Origin of the sequence: Streptomyces sp. NPDC046925, assembly GCF_040644915.1 — a bacterium.
Lineage (GTDB): Bacteria > Actinomycetota > Actinomycetes > Streptomycetales > Streptomycetaceae > Streptomyces.
The window spans coordinates 330083-348291 of sequence record NZ_JBEYWZ010000008.1 but is presented as its reverse complement, the minus strand read 5'-3'; the positions used below and the strand labels follow the sequence as shown (position 1 = coordinate 348291).

Here is an 18209-nt window from a genome sequence, read left to right as displayed (position 1 = left end):
GGACGTCTCTAGACATCGGGGACATCTTGGGGGATGTTCCTAGGAATGCGTTGGCCGGGGCACGTACACCGGGGAGCTTTGAGCGGCCCTCCTGTTACGTACGCGTCCCGGCAGATCGCATCGCAGTACGAACAGCACGACTGGCGCGCTGCCACCACAGACGCCCGGCCGGATCCCGTGGGGGGAATCCGCACCGGGAAACAGGAAAGCGCCCCGTCCGTCGACCCGTGGGGGGATCGACGGCGGGGCGCTTTTCGCTTGGCGCCCCTAAGGGGCGCGGGGAACTGCGCGACCAGCCACGTGCGGCCCGCAGTTCCCGAAGAAGATCAGCGACCTTCGACCGGGACGAAGTCCCGGAGAACCTCGCCGGTGTAAATCTGGCGCGGGCGCCCGATGCGGGATCCCGGCTCCTTGATCATCTCGTGCCACTGCGCGATCCAGCCGGGAAGACGGCCGAGCGCGAACAGCACGGTGAACATCTCGGTCGGGAAGCCCATCGCGCGGTAGATGAGGCCCGTGTAGAAGTCCACGTTCGGGTAGAGCTTGCGCTCGACGAAGTAGTCGTCGGCCAGCGCGTGCTCTTCCAGCTTCAGCGCGATGTCCAGGAGCTCGTCGGACTTGCCGAGCGCCGAGAGGACGTCGTGCGCCGCCGCCTTGATGATCTTCGCCCGCGGGTCGAAGTTCTTGTAGACGCGGTGCCCGAAGCCCATGAGCTTCACGCCGTCTTCCTTGTTCTTCACCTTGCGGATGAAGGTGTCGACGTCGCCGCCGTCCTGCTTGATGCCCTCGAGCATCTCCAGGACGGACTGGTTGGCGCCACCGTGCAGCGGGCCCCAGAGGGCCGAGATGCCGGCGGAGATCGAGGCGAACATGTTCGCCTGCGACGAGCCGACCAGACGCACGGTGGAGGTCGAACAGTTCTGCTCGTGGTCCGCGTGCAGGATCAGGAGCTTGTCGAGCGCGGAGACGACGACCGGGTCCAGGTCGTACTCGGCGGCGGGCACCGAGAACGTCATGCGCAGGAAGTTCTCGACGTAGCCGAGGTCGTTGCGCGGGTAGACGACCGGGTGGCCCTGCGACTTCTTGTACGCATAGGCGGCGATCGTCGGAAGCTTGGCGAGAAGGCGGATCGTCGAAAGGTGACGCTGCTTCTCGTCGAACGGGTTGTGGCTGTCCTGGTAGAACGTCGACAGCGCGCTGACCACGGACGACAGCATCGCCATCGGGTGGGCGTCACGCGGGAAGCCGTCGTAGAACCGCTTGACGTCCTCGTGCAGCAGGGTGTGCTGCGTGATCTCGTTCTTGAAGCTGGCGAGCTCGTCGACCTTCGGCAGTTCGCCGTTGATCAGCAGGTACGCCACCTCGGTGAAGGTGGAGCGCTCGGCCAGCTGCTCGATCGGGTAGCCGCGGTACCGGAGGATGCCCTGCTCGCCGTCGAGGTAGGTGATGGCGGATTTATAGGCGGCGGTGTTGCCATAGCCGCTGTCCAGGGTCACCAGACCGGTCTGGGCGCGGAGCTTCCCGATGTCGAAGCCCTTGTCGCCGACAGTTGAGTCGATCACCGGGTAGGTGTACTCGTCGCCATCGCCGTACCGCAGTACTACAGAGTTGTCGCTCACGTCATCCCTCACCGACGTTGTGCCTCTTCTTCGAGGTGCCCTGACTGTCTCTACCATCCCCCATTTGGCCCTGGAGAGTGCACTCGGGGTCGACCATTGGGCCTATTGGCGGCACTCAGTGCCGCCAACCTTCTCATCCTGCCCCTCTTCGCCCCGGTTGCGGAAGTGGTGTGTGACCTTTCCTACTCGTTTGATCGATCAAAATTTCCGGCGGTCGGTCCGGGGGTGGTTCCCGCGGTCGACCGCGGGGTGGATCCGGGGGCGGATCCACGGCCTCCGGCGAGCCGGAAGTCCAGGGCCGTACAGCGTCTGCCCGCGGAAACCGTGCGCACCGCTTGTCCGAGAGCCTTGCGCGAACCGACCAGGACGACCAGCTTCTTGGCGCGCGTGACCGCCGTGTAGAGCAGATTGCGTTGCAGCATCATCCATGCCCCCGTGGTCACGGGGATCACCACCGCCGGATACTCGCTGCCCTGGGAGCGGTGGATGGTGACCGCGTACGCGTGCGCCAGTTCGTCCAGTTCGTCGAATTCGTACGGAATCTCCTCGTCCTCGTCCGTCAGGACCGTGAGCCGCTGCTCGTCGGAGTCGAGCGAGGTGACTACTCCGACGGTGCCATTGAAGACGCCGTTCTGCCCCTTCTCGTAGTTGTTGCGGATCTGGGTGACCTTGTCGCCGACGCGGAAGACCCGGCCGCCGAAGCGCTTCTCCGGTACGTCCGGCCTGCCGGGGGTGATGGCCTGCTGGAGCAGGCCGTTCAGGTTGCCGGCGCCCGCGGGGCCGCGGTGCATGGGCGCGAGCACCTGGACGTCGCGGCGCGGGTCGAGACCGAACTTCGCCGGGATGCGGCGCGCGGCCACGTCCACCGTGACCCGGCCCGCGTCCTCGGTCTCGTCCTCCACGAAGAGGAAGAAGTCGTCGAGGCCCTGCGTGATGGGCGGCACCCCGGAATTGATGCGGTGGGCGTTCGTGACGACGCCGGACTGCTGGGCCTGGCGGAAGATGTGGGTGAGGCGGACCGCGGGGACGGGGCTCTGCTCGCTGAGCATGTCGCGCAGGACCTCGCCCGCGCCGACGCTCGGCAGCTGGTCCACGTCCCCGACGAACAGGAGGTGGGCGCCGGGGGCTACGGCCTTCACCAGCTTGTTGGCCAGGAGCAGGTCCAGCATGGACGCCTCGTCGACCACCACGAGGTCGGCGTCGAGAGGACGGTCCTTGTCGTACGCCGCGTCTCCGCCCGGCTTCAGCTCCAGGAGGCGGTGGACCGTGGACGCCTCGGCGCCGGTCAGCTCGGCGAGGCGCTTGGCGGCGCGGCCCGTGGGGGCGGCCAGGACGACCTTCGCCTTCTTGGCGCGGGCCAGCTCCACGATGGACCGCACCGTGAAGGACTTGCCGCAGCCGGGGCCGCCGGTCAGGACGGCGGCCTTCTGGGTCAGCGCCAGCTTGACCGCCGCCTCCTGCTCGGGGGCGAGGTCGGCGCCCGTACGGGTGGCCAGCCAGCTCAGGGCCTTGCCCCAGTCCACGTCCTGGAAGGCGGGCATGCGGTCCTCGGGGGTTCTGAGGAGGCGCAGGAGCTGGGCGGAGAGGGAGAGTTCCGCGCGGTGGAAGGGGACCAGGTAGACGGCGGTGACGTCTTCTTCGCCGTGCGGGCTGTCGTCGGAGCCGCTGTTGGGCGCGGGGACCCTTTCCCGTACGACGCCTTCCTCTTCCGTGGCCAGTTCCGCGAGGCAGTCGATGACCAGGCCCGTGTCGACCTGGAGCAGCTTCACCGCGTCGGCGATGAGGCGTTCCTCCGGGAGATAGCAGTTGCCCTGGTCGGTGGACTGGGAGAGGGCGTACTGCAGGCCTGCCTTGACCCGTTCCGGGCTGTCGTGCGGGATGCCGACGGACTGGGCGATGCGGTCCGCGGTGAGGAAGCCGATGCCCCAGACGTCGGCGGCGAGGCGATAGGGCTCGTTCTTCACTATGGAGATCGAGGCGTCCGCGTACTTCTTGTAGATGCGGACGGCGATGGACGTGGAGACGCCGACGCCCTGGAGGAAGACCATGACTTCCTTGATGGCCTTCTGTTCCTCCCAGGCCGCGGCGATCATCTTGGTTCGCTTGGGGCCGAGGCCGGGGACTTCTACGAGGCGCTTGGGTTCCTGCTCGATGATGTCGAGGGTGTCCACGCCGAAGTGCGTGGTGATGCGGTCCGCCATGACGGGGCCGATGCCCTTGATGAGGCCCGAGCCGAGATAGCGGCGGATGCCCTGGATGGTGGCGGGGAGGATGGTCGTGTAGTTCTCCACCGTGAACTGTTTGCCGTACTGCGCGTGGGAGCCCCAGCGGCCCTCCATGCGCAGGGACTCGCCCACTTGTGCGCCGAGGAGTGCGCCGACGACCGTGAGGAGGTCGCCGGCGCCTCTGCCCGTGTCCACGCGGGCCACGGTGTAGCCGTTCTCCTCGTTGGCGTAGGTGATGCGCTCCAGGACGCCTTCGACCACCGCGGCTGTCGCCGCCCCCGCCTTTGCCTTTGCTGCCGCTGCTGGACTCGACATGCGCTGACGCTATCGCTCTGCTCGGACAGTGCGGGGGGCCTGTGGATAACTCGGGGGTGCGGGGGTGTTGGGGTGCGGGGGGCTTGGGGTGACAGAGGCTCGGGGTGGAACCTTCGAAGGGGCCCGGTCTGTTTGCAGACCGGGCCCCCTCGGGTTTTCCCCTCCCCTGTCGGTATCCCGCGATCCCCCCGGATCCCCCCTGCGGAAATCCCGACGCACAGTACGACCCGCGTAGGGCGGGAAGGGTTGCACGGGGAAGGCGAGGAGTTTTCGGAGTGCCGATGCTTCTCGGAGTGCCGATGAGGGTGGGCGGAAGTAGCGTTTCGCCCATGAGCGATGAATCTGCCGCAAACCCGGCTGACACCTCTTTGGAGAAGGACGTTCTCGACGAGCTCGGCGACGACCGGCTCCAGGAGATCGCGGGGCTGCTCGGCACGGATGCCGCGGGAGCGCAAGACGTGGTGGGGACCACGGTGACCGCGCTTTCGGGGAACCTCCAGGAGAAGGCGGAGGACCCTGTGGAGGCGCCTGAGGTCGAACAGGCCTTCGCCGAGGCGTCTCCTCCGCAGGGCGTTGTCGGGTTCGGAGGGTTCGGGGGGCTTGCGGCGGGCGGGATGCTGTCGGGGGTGCTCGCGAAAATGAGCAGGCCGGTGGCCAATGCGGTGGCGAAGAAGACGGGGCTGCCGGTGGCGTCCGTGACGCGGGTGATCGAGCTGTTGATTCCGGTGCTGCTTACGGTGCTGACTAAGCGGGCGCGGAGGACGCCGGGTTCGGCGGGTACGGGGACGGGGGCCGGCGCCGGCGCTGGGGGCGGGCTCGGTGACTTGCTGGGGCAGATCCTGGGCGGCGGCAAGAAGCGGTAGCGCTACGGGGGCGGTGCGGGGCCGTGCCGGCTGCGGGTGCGTCCCGGTGCGGTGCGGGGCCGTGTGTGGGTGCGGGGCCGCGCCGGTATGTCCGTCCTCGCCATCCGCCTGTGGGCGCCCTTTTGCTTCGGCTGGGGAGCGTTGCGAACCGTGCTCCGGGCGGAAATACCGGCACACCCCCTCGCGTCTCGATGCCGGGTGCGGGCGCGTGGGGCCCGGTCTCCTCGCGGCTGAGGTACGTCGCCTCTGGAGTTTCAGGCGGCTTAGAAGATCACCGAAGGTGTTGTAGACCGCATTCCGCAGGCTCCCCGACCTCGAACCACAGCAATTTCCCCCCGCTGCCGAAGAGCTGATCCCCGAGGGGCCACCCGCCCCACGCGTCCGCGCAGTGGCGTACGAGGAGGAGTCCGCGCCCGCTGTCGGAGTCCGTTGCCACGTGCGGTGCACCGTATGCGCCGGGGGGTTTGTCGAAGGGGGCGGGAATGTGGGGGTTGCTGTCCCACACCCCGACCCGCAACCGCCCGTGCCGAACGGACCGCAGCCGCAGCGAGGAGGGCCCTTTGGTGTGCCGGTAGGCATTGGTGACCATCTCCGACGTCAACAGCTCGGCAACGTCGAGGAGTTCCCCCATACCGTGCCCGGTGAGCGCGGCTCTCAAGGTCACACGGGCTACGCGGGGCGCTCTTGGATCATGCGGCAAGTGGAGAGCGTAGGACCAGCCTTGGGGTGGGGCTACGGTGACCATTGAGGCCTCCCAGGGAAGGGGTCGACCCACTCGACGGTTCGCCCGCCTGGCGGTGGCAATGCCGCGACCATGCGGCGCGGTGCACTTCCGCCTTACGAGCCAGAGCAGTTGAGCGGCGTGAGACACACCGTAGCCAGCTTCATGGACTACATTCCATGCAAAACAGGGAATGTAGACCTAGTTAGCTCGTGTGAGTTACCTCTGCACGACGCGTACGAGCAAGGAGTACCGCTGATGCCGTCGACGAGCCCGCCACCCACCGCCCGCCGCAGACGCCTCGGGACCGAGCTCCGCAGGCTGCGCGAACGTGCGGATCTGTCAGCCACCGAGGCAGCCGCGCTGCTGGGCGCCACCCAGTCACGCATCAGCAATATCGAGGCCGGACGCTATGGAGTCAGCGGCGAACGCGTGCGCACTCTCGCTCGGCACTACGACAGCACCGACGAAGCCCTGGTGGACGCACTCGCCTCCATGACAGGTGAACGAAGGCGAGGTTGGTGGGAGGAGTACCGCGAGGTCCACTCCCACCGGATGCTCGACCTCACAGAGGTCGAACACCACGCCCACGCACTGCGAGTGGCGCAGATCATCAACATCCCCGGGCTACTCCAAACCCCGGACCACGCGCGAGCCCTGTTCAACCAGACCGTGCCACCGCTGAAGCCACACGAGATCGAGCATCGCGTCTCGCACCGCATCAAGCGTCAGGAAATCCTGCACCGCGAGCACCCTCCCCCGTACACCGCGATCATTCACGAAGCCGCACTGCGCATGCGGTTCGGCAACCGGGCCACCACTCGGGCCCAACTAGACCACCTCACCGCGATGAGCGAGGCGGAACATGTGGTCGTTGCCGTGATCACGTTCGACAGCGGCCCTTTCCACACGTCTGGTCAGGGCATCGACTACTTCCACGGCCCGGTTCAGCAACTCGACACGGTGCAGATCGATACCGACCACGGCGGGGAGCTGATCGATTCGCCCGCGCAGTTGGAGCGCTACCGTCTGGTTCTGGACCGCATGGAGGCCGCCGCTCTGGCGCCGGGCAAGTCCCGGGATCACATCATGCGGCTGATCCGCGATCTCTAGAGGAGCCCAAGTGCCGGAACTGCACTGGCAGAAGTCATCCCACAGCCAGGAGGCCTCCTCCTGCGTCTACCTCGCCGCCACCCCCGACGGCACCATCCGCCTCCGGGAAAGCGACACCCCCGACATCGCCCTCACCACAACCCCCGCCCCCCTCCACGCTCTGATACGCACCCTCAAGACCGCCTCGAACTGACCCGTTGCAAAAAAGTCCCGTCGGCACGCCGCCTAGCGGTGTCCTTCACGGGACTTTCCTGCAATCCAGCCATTCTTCGGGCTAGCAGGCGTGTTGCATGTAGCTGCGGGTTGTTTCCGTGAGGAGTCGAACGCCGGGGTGGGTCCACAGGGTGTCGTTGAAGAGTTCGACCTCTATGGGGCCGCCGTAGCCCGCCTTCTCCGCCAGGGAGCGCCATGCGCGGAGGTCGATGGAGCCCTCCCCCAGCTGGCCGCGGCCGTTGAGAACGCCCTCGGGGAGCGGGGTGATCCAGTCGGCCAGTTGGAAGGCGTGGAGGCGGCCGCCGCGTCCCGCGCGGTCGATCTGCGCGGGAGCCCTGTCGTCCCACCACACGTGGTACGTGTCCACGCAGACCCCGACCTGCGAGGCCGGAAACTGCTCCGCCAGGTCCAGCGCCTGGGCCAGCGTGGAGACCACGCAGCGGTCCGAGGCGAACATGGGGTGGAGGGGTTCGATGGCCAGACGGACGCCGCGGGACGCTGCGTACGGGGCCAGGTCCGAGAGCGCGTCCGCGATGCGGGAACGTGCGCCGTGGAGGTCCTTGCTGCCCTCAGGGAGGCCGCCCGAGACCAGGACCAACGTGTCCGTACCCAGCGTCGCCGCCTCGTCGATCGCCGCCTTGTTGTCATCGATGGCCCGCACGCGCGCGTGCGGATCGATCGCCGTGAGGAAGCCGCCCCGGCAGAGCGTGGTGACCGTCAGGCCCGCGTCGCGCATCAGTTTCGCGGTTGCCTCCAGGCCGTGGGACTGGACCGGCTCTCGCCACAGGCCCACCCCGGGGACGCCCAATTGCGTGCATGCGGCGACCAGTTCCGGGAGCGAAAGCTGCTTGACCGTCATCTGGTTGATGGAGAAGCGCGCCAGGCCCTCGCCGTCGTTGCTCATTGCTGGACTCCGTACACCGTGAGCAGGGATTTCATGCGGGACTCGGCCAGAGCGGGGTCCGGGAACAGACCCAGGGCGTCGGCGAGTTCGTACGCCCGGCAGAAGTGCGGCAGCGAGCGTGCCGACTGGAAGCCGCCCACCATCGTGAAGTGGCTCTGGTGGCCCGCGAGCCAGGCCAGGAAGACCACCCCGGTCTTGTAGAAGCGGGTGGGCGTCTGGAAGAGGTGGCGGGAGAGTTCGACCGTGGGGTCGAGGGTGGCGCGGAACGCCTTCGTGTCGCCCGTGTCCAGGAGCCGTACCGCCTCTGCCGCCAGTGGAGCCAGCGGGTCGAAGATGCCGAGGAGGGCGTGGCTGAAGCCCTGTTCGTCGCCCTCGATCAGCTCGGGGTAGTTGAAGTCGTCGCCGGTGTAGCAGCGCACGCCCCTCGGGAGGCGGCGGCGCAGGGCGATCTCGCGGCCCGGATCGAGCAGGGAGATCTTGATGCCGTCGACCTTGTCCGGGTGCGCGGAGATGACCTCCAGGAACGTCTCGGTCGCCTCGTCCAGGTCCTCGCTTCCCCAGTAGCCGGTGAGCGCCGGGTCGAACATCGGGCCGAGCCAGTGCAGGATCACCGGCTCGCTCGCCTGGCGCAGGAGGTGCCCGTACGTCTCCAGGTAGTCGTCCGGTGTCGTAGCAGCCGCGGCGAGCGCCCTCGACGCCATCAGGATCACCTGCGCGCCGCTCGACTCGACCAGGGTCAGCTGTTCCTCGTAGGCGGAGAGGACCGTCGGGAGGTCGGCCGGGTGAGTGAGTTGGTCCGTGCCTACGCCGCAGGCGATCGCGCCGCCCACCGACTTCGCCTCCGCCGCCGAACGCGTGATCAGTTCCGCCGCGCCCTTCCAGTCGAGGCCCATGCCCCGCTGGGCGGTGTCCATCGCCTCGGCCACGCCCAGGCCCTGCGCCCACAGGTGGCGGCGGAAGGCGAGGGTCGCGTCCCAGTCGACGGCCGCCGGGGAGTCCGGGGAGACGTCGGCGTACGGGTCGGCGACGACGTGCGCCGCCGAGAAGACCGTGCGGGAGGTGAGAGGGGAGCTGCCGGGCGCCGGGCGCGCGGGGGCTTCGCGGGGTTCGTACGGGCGCGTGGTGCCGTCCGCGCGCGGGAGCAGGAGCGTCACTGTGCGATCTCCGGCACCTCGATGCGGCGGCCCTCCGCCGAGGACTTCAGACCCAGTTCCGCGAGTTGCACGCCGCGTGCGCCCGCGTGCAGGTCCCAGTGGTAGGGCGCGTCCGCGTACACGTGCTTCAGGAACAGTTCCCACTGCGCCTTGAAGCCGTTGTCGAACTCCTGGTTGTCGGGGACCTCCTGCCAGTCGTCGCGGAAGGAGTGGGTGACGGGCAGGTCCGGGTTCCAGACCGGCTTGGGGGTGGCGGCGCGGTGCTGCACGCGGCAGTTGCGCAGGCCGGCGACCGCCGAGCCCTCGGTGCCGTCCACCTGGAACTCGACCAGTTCGTCGCGGTTCACGCGGACCGTCCAGGAGGAGTTGATCTGCGCGATCGCGCCGCCTTCGAGCTCGAAGATGCCGTACGCGGCGTCGTCCGCCGTGGCGTCGTAGGGCTTGTCCTGCTCGTCCCAGCGCTGCGGTACGTGGGTCGCGGCCAGTGCCTGCACGCTGCGTACGCGGCCGAACAGTTCGTGCAGCACGTACTCCCAGTGCGGGAACATGTCGACCACGATGCCGCCGCCGTCCTCCGAGCGGTAGTTCCAGGAGGGGCGCTGGGCGCTCTGCCAGTCGCCCTCGAAGACCCAGTAGCCGAACTCGCCGCGGACGGACAGGATCTTGCCGAAGAAGCCGCCGTCGATCAGGCGCTTCAGCTTGAGCAGTCCCGGCAGAAAGAGCTTGTCCTGGACGACGCCGTGCTTGATGCCGGCGTCCTTGGCCAGTTGGGCGAGTTCCAGGGCGCCGTCGAGGCCGGTCGCGGACGGCTTCTCCGTGTAGATGTGCTTGCCCGCCGCGATGGCCCGCTTGATGGCCTCCTCGCGGGCCGACGTGACCTGCGCGTCGAAGTAGATGTCGATGGTCGGGTCGGCGAGCACGGCGTCCAGGTCGGTCGAGACGCTCGTTTCGGCGTCGAGCCCGTGGCGCCGGGCGATCTCCCGCAGTGCGTGTTCTCTGCGGCCCACCAGGACCGGCTCGGGCCACAGCACCGTGCCCTCGGCGTCGCCGAGGGGCAGCCCGCCCTGCTCGCGCAGGGCGAGCAGCGAGCGGACGAGGTGCTGGCGGTAGCCCATCCGTCCCGTCACACCGTTCATGGCGATGCGCACCGTCTTGCGAGTCACAGGGGTCCCTCCGTACGCAGGTAAGCGGATAGCAAGCGCTTTCTATCCAAGAAGAAGCTAGCCTGCCGCACAAGGTTCGGACAAGGGCTTCGGACCAGAGCCGTGACCGGAGGACGACGAGATGACCGTGACCCTGTCGGATGTGGCGGCCCGCGCCCAGGTCTCCCCCGCGACCGTCTCCCGCGTGCTGAACGGCAACTACCCCGTGGCGGCGGCCACCAGGGAGCGCGTCCTCAAGGCCGTGGACGATCTCGACTACGTCCTCAACGGGCCCGCGAGTTCGCTCGCCGCGGCCACCTCCGACCTGGTCGGCATCCTCGTGAACGACATCGCCGACCCCTTCTTCGGGATCATGGCGGGCGCCGTCCAGTCCGAGATCGGCGGTCCCGGCGGGCGGGCCGGCGGCGAGCGGATGGCCGTGGTGTGCAACACCGGCGGCTCCCCGGAGCGCGAGCTGACCTATCTGACCCTGCTCCAGCGCCAACGCGCCGCCGCGCTCGTCCTGACCGGCGGCGCCCTGGAGGACCCCGCCCACGCCGCCGCGATGTCCGCGAAGCTGGCCCGCCTGGCGGACGCGGGGACCCGGATCGTGCTCTGCGGGCGGCCGCCCCTGGAGGACTCGGAAGCGGCGGTGGCCACGCTCACCTTCGACAACCGCAGCGGCGGGCGGCGGCTCACGGAGCACCTGCTGGCGCTGGGGCACCGCAGGATCGGGTACGTGGCGGGACCGGTGGAGCGCACGACCACCCGGCACCGGCTCGAAGGGCACCGGGACGCGCTTGCGGCGTCGGGCGCCGGGGCCACCGGGGGCGGTGACCAGGACGAACTGACCGTCCACGGCCCCTACACCCGCGCGTCCGGCTACGACGCCACCCTCGAACTCCTGCGCCGCGCGCCCGACCTGACCGCGATCGTGGCCGCCAACGACACCGTCGCCCTGGGCGCGGCGGCCGCCCTGCGCGACCGCGGCCTGCGCATCCCCGAGGACATCTCGGTGGCGGGCTTCGACGACCTGCCCTTCTCGGTGGACGCCGTCCCCGCCCTGACGACCGTACGACTGCCGCTGTACGAGGCGGGCGCCCGCGCGGGTCGCCTCGCCACGGGCGCGGAGGAGGCCCCGCCCGGCGGCGTGGCGACGATCGCCGCGGAGCTGATGGTGCGGGGGTCGACTGCGCCGCCGTGTCGGTGAGCTCTCGGCTGCGTTGACCTCCTCGGAAACGGAGGCTCGTATGGCAGCCATGGTCATGAACGCACCCAGCGCCTGGGACGTACTGGACGGCGTCACCCTTCCCCGCGGCTACCGCGTCGAGATCACGGAGGGGAAGATCATTATGACGCCGCGCGGTGAGTACCCGTGGACGGTCGTTCTCGCATCCGCCCCGCAGATCGATCAGCAGCTTGCCGGGCGTGGCACCGTCCTGTCGGACGTCATGATCGACTTCCCGTCAAGCCAATACGGCTACGCACCCGACCTCGCGATCATCGCCCCCGGCGCCGAACGCAACAGCCGGGGCCGCTTCGAATGGCACAGCCTGGAGGCGGTGATCGAGGTGGTCTCGCGGAGCAGCCGGGACAACGACTTCGCCAAGAAGTTCCGTCTCTACGCCGAATGCGGCATCCCCGTCTACGTGGTCATCGACCCTGAGGACGGCGTCTGCACCGTCCACCGCGGCCCGAACAGGACAGGGAGCTACGAGGATGCAAGATCCCCTTCGGCCAGGATCTGATCCTGCCCCTGCACGGGCGCGACATCACCATCACGACGGACGGTTTCCCGAAAGCCGGGGACCTCGACTGATCCGGCGGATCCCGGTGCGGCAGGCATAGCCGTGGGCGCCGACTCGGCGTACCGTTGACTCAGTCAAGGGTAAGTAGCCTGGATGCCCCCTGGAGTGATTCGCGATGCCGCATGACGCCGCCGTCCGGCCCGTTCAAGAGGTCCGGGCCTTCAACCGTTTCTACACGAACCTCATCGGCGCCCTCGACTACAGCCGCCAGCTCTACGTCCCGTACACCCTCACCGAGGCCCGTGTGCTGTACGAGCTCAATCACGCGCGGCATCTGGACGCCGCCGATCTGCGCGCCGAGCTCACCCTGGACGCCGGGTACCTGAGCCGGCTGCTCGGCAAGCTGGAGAAGGCCGGGATCGTCGAGCGCGCGCCCTCCGCGCGTGATCCGCGGCGCCAGCGCATCACGCTCACCGCGCGGGGGCGCGAGACCGCCGCCCTGCTCGACGAGCGGTCAAGCGAGGCCGTCGGTTCGCTGCTCTCGGACGTCCCGTCCGCCCAACGGCCCCGCCTCGCGGAGGCGATGCGCACCGTGCGGGAGATCCTGAGCGCCGGCGGGGACGGGGCGGCGGCGGCCCCGCGTCCCTTCCTGCGTGAGCCGGGTCCGGGCGATCTCGGGTGGATCGTGGAGCGCAACGCCGCCCTGTACGCCGCCGAGTACGGGTTCAACATCGACTACGAGGGCCTGGTCGCCCGGATCGTCGCCGACTTCGCGCAGGACCACGACCCCCATCTGGAGCGGACCTGGATCGCCGAGCTCGACGGGCGGCGCGTGGGGTGCGTGATGTGCGTGCGCGACGAGGCGCCGGGGACCGCCCGGCTGCGGCTGCTGCTCGTGGAGCCGGACGCGCGGGGGCACGGCATCGGGGACCAACTCGTCCGCGCCTGCGTCGATTTCGCCCGCGGCGTGGGCTACCGCGAGATGGTCCTGTGGACCAACGACATCCTCGGCGCCGCCCGCGCCATCTACCGGCGGCACGGATTCGTCCTCGTCGACGAGAAACCGCACCGCTCGTTCGGCGTCGACCTGGTGGGGCAGGACTGGCAGTTGCACCTGACCGGTACGGACACCCCCTAGGGTCTGCGTCATGAAACTCGCCTTCTCCACTCTCGGCGTGCCCGGGCTCCCCGTCGCCGACGTGCTGCACCTGGCCACCACCCACGGCTATCACGGCGTCGAGCTGCGCGCGCACCCCGAGGAACCGGTCCACCCCGGCATCGACCTGGCCGAACGGGCCGACGTGGCCGCCCAGTTCAAGGCGGCGGGCGTCGAGATCCTCGGCATCTCCGGGTACGCGCGCGTGGCGGCGCCCGGCGACGACGAGCCCGTGCTCGACGAGATAACGGCCCTGCTCACCCTCGCCCGCGACCTGGGCGCCCCCTTCATCCGCGTCTTCCCCGGCGGCGGCACCGAGCAGGGCGCGGAGGAGGCCGACGCGACGGCGGCCCGGCGCCTTGGCACCGCGGCCGAGCACGCCGCGGACTTCGGCGTACGCATCCTCCTGGAGACCCACGACTCGCACCGCACCGGCGCCGCGGCGACCCGCGTGCTCGGCGCGGTCGGCCACCGGCACGCGGGCGCCCTGTGGGACGTGATGCACACCTGGCTCGGCGGCGAGACCCCCGCGGAGAGCCACGCGGCCCTCTCCCCGTACCTCGGCTACGTACAGGTGAAGGACATCGCGTCGGCCGACGACACGACGCCGCTGGGGCTCGGCGAGGGCGTGCTGCCGCTCGCCGAGTGCGTGGACGCGCTGCTCAGCGGTGACCACCGGGACGGCTGGCTGTGCTGGGAGTACGAGAAGCGGTGGTACGAGGGTGCGGCTCCGCTGCCGGAACTCCTGGGTCCGGGACGGGACTTCCTGTCACGGCTCCTGAACCGCCCCGCCTGACCCCAAGAGCGCCCCACCTGGCACCAAAAGCGCCACGCCCTACGCCGAAACGGCCGCGCCCGACACCAGAGCCGCCACGCCCGGCAGCACCCGCAAGGGACGTCAGCCCCACCCCGCCGACCAGGAGCGCCGCCGCGCACCACCCGCGCCCGCTCACCGACTCGCCCAGGAAGAGCCCCGCGGCGGACATCCCGAACACCGGGACCAGGAGCGAGAAGGGCGCCACGGTCGACGCGGGGTGGCGGCGCAGCAGGTAGCCCCAGGCGCCGAAGCCGAAGACCGTCGTGATCCACGCGACGTAGACGATGATGCCCGCGCCCCGCCAGTCCAGGGAGCGCAGGGCGGCGAGATCCGCGGACGGCCCTTCGAAGAGCAGCGAGAGGGCGAGCAGCGGAAGCACCGGGACCGTGCTCACCCACACCATGAAGTTGAGGGCGTCGGGCGGGGCCGCCTTGCGGGTCAGGACGTTCGAGATGCCCCAGCAGGCCGCGGCGCCGATCAGCAGCGCGAAGGCCGTGAGCGGGCCCGCTTCCCCCTCGTCGACCGCCGCGACGCCGATCCCCGCGAGGGCGACGACCATGCCGACGAGGCGTACGCGCCCCGGCCGTTCACCGAGGACCGCGAAGGCGAAGAGGGCCGTGAACACCGCCTGGATCTGGAGCACCAGCGAGGAGACCCCGGCGGGCATCCCCGCGTCCATGCCGATGAACAGCAGCCCGAACTTGGCCACCCCGAGGACGAGTCCGACCCCCGCGATCCACTTCCACGCGACCTTCGGCGGCCCCACGAAGAAGACCGCGGGCAGCGCCGCGACCAGGAAGCGCAGGGCGGAGAAGAGCAGCGGCGGGAAGTGGTCGAGGCCCACCTCGACGACGACGAAATTGGCGCCCCACACGGCGGCGACGAGGACGGCCAGAAGGACATGAGCGGGTCGCATGCGTCGAGGATCACCCGCCTCGACCATGTAGGACCAGCGCGGATCTCTGCATCATGGGATGAAGCAACGCTTACGAATCGCGCGACGCCCGGAGGCGTCGCCGACGATTGGGGAGGGCCTTCCGTGCTCGATCTCGCCCGGCTCCGCGCCCTGCACGCCGTCTCCGTGCACGGCACCGTCGGCGCCGCCGCCACGGCGCTCGGCTACACCCCCTCCGCCGTCTCCCAGCAGATAGCCAAGCTGGAGCGCGAGACCCGCACCACCCTCCTCGAACGACAGGGCAGGGGCGTCGCGCTCACCGAGGAGGCGCGCCATCTCGCGGCCACCGCACAGGAGTTGATGGCGATCGTCGAGCGCGCGGAGACCGAGCTGGAGGAGCGGCGCGGGCTGCCCGCCGGGCGGCTGACCATCGCCGCGTTCGCCTCCGCCGCGCGCGGTCTGCTGCCCGGTGTCCTCGCGGATCTCGCCCGGCGGCATCCCGCGCTCGACGCCCGGATGTCGGAGGTCGACCCGCATCTCTCCATCGACCTGGTGGCCAAGGGCGCGGTGGACATGGCCGTGGTGCACGACTGGGACATCGCGCCGCTGCCGACACCGCCGGGCATCGGGCAGGCCGTCATCGGCGACGACCTCTGCGATCTCGTGGTGCCCGTCGGACACCGGCTCGCGGGGCGTGATTCCGTGCGCCGCGAGGAGTTGAAGGGCGAGCGGTGGATCACCCAGCCGCCCGGGCTCGTCTGCCACGAGTGGCTGGTGCGCACCCTGCGCGAGGCGGGCTGCGAGCCGGACATCGCGCACCACGCCGAGGAGAACCCCACCCTGGTCGCCCTGGTCGCGGCGGGCCTCGGCATCGCCCTGATCCCCCGCCTCGGCCGCGGCCCGGTCCCGGAGGGCGCGGTCACCGTGCGGCTCGATCCGCTGCCGGTGCGGCGGCTCTACGCGCTGTGGCGGCAGGGGGCTTCACGGCGCCCCGCGATCGCCGAGACGGTCCGGACGCTCCAGGCCCACTGGCCCGCCGCCGCACCCCGGGAGACGGCCTCCTGACGGCCTCCTGAGGCGCCCTCCGAGACACCCTCCCGAGACGGCCTCCTGAGCCTCAGGAATCCCCCTCGTACCACTTTCCGGAAATCGCCCTCCGCCGGGAACCCACGTGCAGACACCACCGTCCAAATGTCGTGCTGTCGGGTGAGTCTCCGCGCGGCGGTGTCGGCATCGCTGCTGGCTGCGAACGCTGACCACCCTCTCTGCCGCCCGCGGCCGGCAGCATGCCGTCACCGGTGCGCCCCCCTTCACCAGCGCCGGTGACGGCCCCTCTCCTCCACAGTGACCGCCGACTCTCCGCACAGTGGCTGCCGACTGTCTTGACCGGCAGAAATCTTCGGGATATCCGTGACACTCGGAAAGTTTCCTTCAGCCGGTTTCCCCAGTCCGGCTCCGGTCCGGCTTCCGTCTCCGAAGGAGCGCTCATGTCCCACCGCAACGCCTCCAGACGTACTCTGCTCACCGCCACGGCCGTCGCGGCGACGGCCCTCGCCGCGCCCTCCGCAGCCCACGCGGCGGGCGGCGGCGACCGCGCTCGCGACCGGAAGCTGCGGGAGATCGTCTCCCGCATGAGCCTCGAGGAGAAGGTCGGCCAGCTCTTCGTGATGCATGTGTACGGCCACTCCGCCACGGAGCCCGACCAGGCGGACATCGACTCCAACCTCGAGGAACTCGGCGTCCGTACGGCCGCGGAGGCGGTCGCCAAGTACCACCTCGGCGGCATCATCTACTTCGGCTGGGCCCACAACACCCGCGCCCCGCACCAGATCGCCGACCTCTCGAACGGCATCCAGCACGCGGCCCTCGACCCGGAGGACTCGCCGACCGCCCGCATCCCGCTGCTCATCTCCACCGACCAGGAGCACGGCGCCGTGGCCCGCGTGGGCATCCCCGCCACGCTCCTGCCCGGCGCGATGGCCCTGGGCGCCGCGGGCTCGCGCTCCACCGCACGCAAGGCGGCCCGCATCGCCGGCGCCGAACTCCGCGCGCTCGGCATCCGGCAGAACTACGCCCCGGTGGCCGACGTGAACGTCAATCCCGGCAACCCCGTCATCGGCGTACGGTCCTTCGGCTCGGACCCCGAAGCGGTCGCCGATCTGGTCGCCGCGCAGGTCAAGGGCTACCAGAGCACGGAGATCGCGTCGACGTCCAAGCACTTCCCCGGGCACGGCGACACCAAGGACGACAGCCACTCCAAGCTGCCGTACATCCACCACACCCGTGAGCAGTGGGAGACCCTGGACGCACCGCCGTTCCGGGCGGCGGTGGCAGCGGGCATCGACTCGATCATGACCGCGCACATCGTGGTCCCGGCGCTCGACCCGGCCGAGGACCCCGCCACGCTCTCCCGTCCCATCCTCACCGGCATCCTGCGCGAGGAACTCGGCTACGACGGCGTCGTGGTGACCGACTCCCTCGGCATGCAGGGCGTCCGCACGAAGTACGGCGACGACCGCGTCCCGGTCCTTGCCCTGAAGGCGGGCGTCGACCAGCTCCTGAACCCGCCGAAGCCGGAGATCGCCTGGAACGCGGTGCTCCAGGCGGTGCGGGACGGCGAGTTGACGGAGGCGCGCCTTGACGAATCGATCCTGCGGATCCTGCGCCTCAAGGCGAAGCTCGACCTGTTCTCCGACCCGTACGTCACCTCGCGCGGCGTCGACCGGACCGTGGGCACGCGCGCGCATCTCACCGCCGCCGACCGGATCGCCGACGAGACGACGACGCTGCTGCTCAACGAGGACGAGCTGCTTCCGCTGTCACGGCGTACGCAGCGGGACGTGCTCGTCGTGGGCGCGGACCCCGCGTCGCCCTCCGGCACGACCGGGCCGCCGACGACGGTCATCGGGCGGGAGCTGACGGATCTCGGCTTCACGCCGACGGTCCTTCCGACGGGAACGGCACCCTCCGCCGCGAAGATCGCTGAGGCGGTGGCGGCTGCCGCGGGGAAGGACGCGGTGCTCGTGGGCACGTACAACGTGACGGCGGGCAGCGCGCAGATCGCCCTGGTCGAGGCGCTGGTGGCGACGGGGGTTCCGGTCGTCGCCGTGGCGATCCGCAATCCGTACGACGTGGCGCATCTGCAGGGGGTGGGCGCGTCCCTTGCCGCGTACTGCTGGACGGACGTCGAACTGCGCGCCGCGGTACGGGTGATCGCGGGGCGCGTCCGTCCCCGGGGGAAGCTGCCCGTGCCGGTGCAGCGGGCGGACGATCCGGCGCAGGTGCTGTATCCGGTCGGGTACGGCCTGACGTACTGATCCGTAC

15 protein-coding genes and 1 pseudogene are annotated in these 18209 nt (G+C 69.9%); 9 read left to right on the top strand and 7 right to left on the bottom strand.

The features are described from left to right. Window positions 1–326: 326 nt before the first annotated feature. Together ABZ906_RS30185 and ABZ906_RS30180 are read right to left on the bottom strand one after the other, a co-directional pair. Window positions 327–1619: a citrate synthase gene (locus ABZ906_RS30185; RefSeq protein ID WP_190080357.1), complete on the bottom strand. Its 1293-nt coding sequence runs from the start codon at window positions 1617–1619 to the stop codon at window positions 327–329. Between the two features lie 182 nt (window positions 1620–1801). Beyond that, window positions 1802–4159 carry an ATP-dependent RecD-like DNA helicase gene (locus tag ABZ906_RS30180; RefSeq protein ID WP_361387977.1) on the bottom strand — a complete coding sequence of 786 codons (2358 nt, stop codon included), beginning with the start codon at window positions 4157–4159 and terminating at the stop codon, window positions 1802–1804. Between the two features lie 329 nt (window positions 4160–4488). Between ABZ906_RS30180 and ABZ906_RS30175 the strand changes: the two genes are divergently transcribed. Then, window positions 4489–5022, top strand: a complete 534-nt coding sequence (locus ABZ906_RS30175) for a DUF937 domain-containing protein (protein ID WP_361186308.1) — start codon at window positions 4489–4491, stop codon at window positions 5020–5022. Window positions 5023–5293: 271 nt separating this feature from the next. Here ABZ906_RS30175 and ABZ906_RS30170 read toward each other — a convergent pair whose 3' ends face one another. Beyond that, on the bottom strand, window positions 5294–5767 hold the full coding sequence (locus ABZ906_RS30170; protein ID WP_361387974.1) for an ATP-binding protein: 474 nt from the start codon (window positions 5765–5767) through the stop codon (window positions 5294–5296). Window positions 5768–6001: 234 nt separating this feature from the next. Here ABZ906_RS30170 and ABZ906_RS30165 point away from each other — a divergent pair, with 234 nt between their 5' ends. Both ABZ906_RS30165 and ABZ906_RS30160 read left to right on the top strand, forming a co-directional pair. Then, window positions 6002–6856, top strand: coding sequence for a helix-turn-helix transcriptional regulator (locus ABZ906_RS30165; protein ID WP_361387971.1), 855 nt, complete (start codon window positions 6002–6004; stop codon window positions 6854–6856). A 10-nt stretch (window positions 6857–6866) separates the two neighbouring features. Beyond that, window positions 6867–7049: a DUF397 domain-containing protein gene (locus tag ABZ906_RS30160; protein WP_361387968.1), complete on the top strand. Its 183-nt coding sequence runs from the start codon at window positions 6867–6869 to the stop codon at window positions 7047–7049. Between the two features lie 81 nt (window positions 7050–7130). On the opposite strand, the gene ABZ906_RS30155 is transcribed toward ABZ906_RS30160, so the two are convergent. From ABZ906_RS30155 to ABZ906_RS30145, 3 genes are read right to left on the bottom strand one after another with little or no spacing between them, the layout of a single operon-like run. Beyond that, window positions 7131–7973: a sugar phosphate isomerase/epimerase family protein gene (locus ABZ906_RS30155; RefSeq protein WP_361387965.1), complete on the bottom strand. Its 843-nt coding sequence runs from the start codon at window positions 7971–7973 to the stop codon at window positions 7131–7133. Then, entirely contained in the window at window positions 7970–9127 is a 1158-nt protein-coding gene (locus tag ABZ906_RS30150) for a dihydrodipicolinate synthase family protein (protein ID WP_361387962.1), read from the bottom strand. Before ABZ906_RS30150 ends, ABZ906_RS30155 begins: the two co-directional genes overlap by 4 nt. After that, window positions 9124–10290: a Gfo/Idh/MocA family oxidoreductase gene (locus ABZ906_RS30145; RefSeq protein WP_361387959.1), complete on the bottom strand. Its 1167-nt coding sequence runs from the start codon at window positions 10288–10290 to the stop codon at window positions 9124–9126. The genes ABZ906_RS30150 and ABZ906_RS30145 overlap by 4 nt, the downstream gene beginning before the upstream one ends. Window positions 10291–10411: 121 nt before the next feature. Here ABZ906_RS30145 and ABZ906_RS30140 point away from each other — a divergent pair, with 121 nt between their 5' ends. The 4 genes and pseudogenes from ABZ906_RS30140 to ABZ906_RS30125 all read left to right on the top strand — a co-directional run. After that, window positions 10412–11479 (top strand): LacI family DNA-binding transcriptional regulator, encoded by a 1068-nt coding sequence (locus tag ABZ906_RS30140; RefSeq protein ID WP_361387956.1) that lies wholly within the window; start codon window positions 10412–10414, stop codon window positions 11477–11479. Between the two features lie 40 nt (window positions 11480–11519). Next, window positions 11520–12017: a Uma2 family endonuclease gene (locus ABZ906_RS30135; RefSeq protein WP_361387953.1), complete on the top strand. Its 498-nt coding sequence runs from the start codon at window positions 11520–11522 to the stop codon at window positions 12015–12017. A 175-nt stretch (window positions 12018–12192) separates the two neighbouring features. Beyond that, window positions 12193–13155 carry a bifunctional helix-turn-helix transcriptional regulator/GNAT family N-acetyltransferase gene (locus ABZ906_RS30130; RefSeq protein WP_361186334.1) on the top strand — a complete coding sequence of 321 codons (963 nt, stop codon included), beginning with the start codon at window positions 12193–12195 and terminating at the stop codon, window positions 13153–13155. Window positions 13156–13165: 10 nt separating this feature from the next. Continuing rightward, window positions 13166–13882: pseudogene (locus ABZ906_RS30125) on the top strand (sugar phosphate isomerase/epimerase family protein); the annotation flags it as partial. Here ABZ906_RS30125 and ABZ906_RS30120 read toward each other — a convergent pair. Continuing rightward, window positions 13836–14906 (bottom strand): EamA family transporter, encoded by a 1071-nt coding sequence (locus tag ABZ906_RS30120; RefSeq protein ID WP_361387950.1) that lies wholly within the window; start codon window positions 14904–14906, stop codon window positions 13836–13838. The pseudogene ABZ906_RS30125 and the gene ABZ906_RS30120 overlap by 47 nt on opposite strands. 123 nt (window positions 14907–15029) lie before the next feature. Here ABZ906_RS30120 and ABZ906_RS30115 point away from each other — a divergent pair, with 123 nt between their 5' ends. Continuing rightward, window positions 15030–15950: a LysR family transcriptional regulator gene (locus ABZ906_RS30115; RefSeq protein WP_361186338.1), complete on the top strand. Its 921-nt coding sequence runs from the start codon at window positions 15030–15032 to the stop codon at window positions 15948–15950. Between the two features lie 422 nt (window positions 15951–16372). Continuing rightward, window positions 16373–18202, top strand: coding sequence for a glycoside hydrolase family 3 protein (locus tag ABZ906_RS30110; RefSeq protein WP_361387947.1), 1830 nt, complete (start codon window positions 16373–16375; stop codon window positions 18200–18202). Window positions 18203–18209 lie beyond the last annotated feature (7 nt).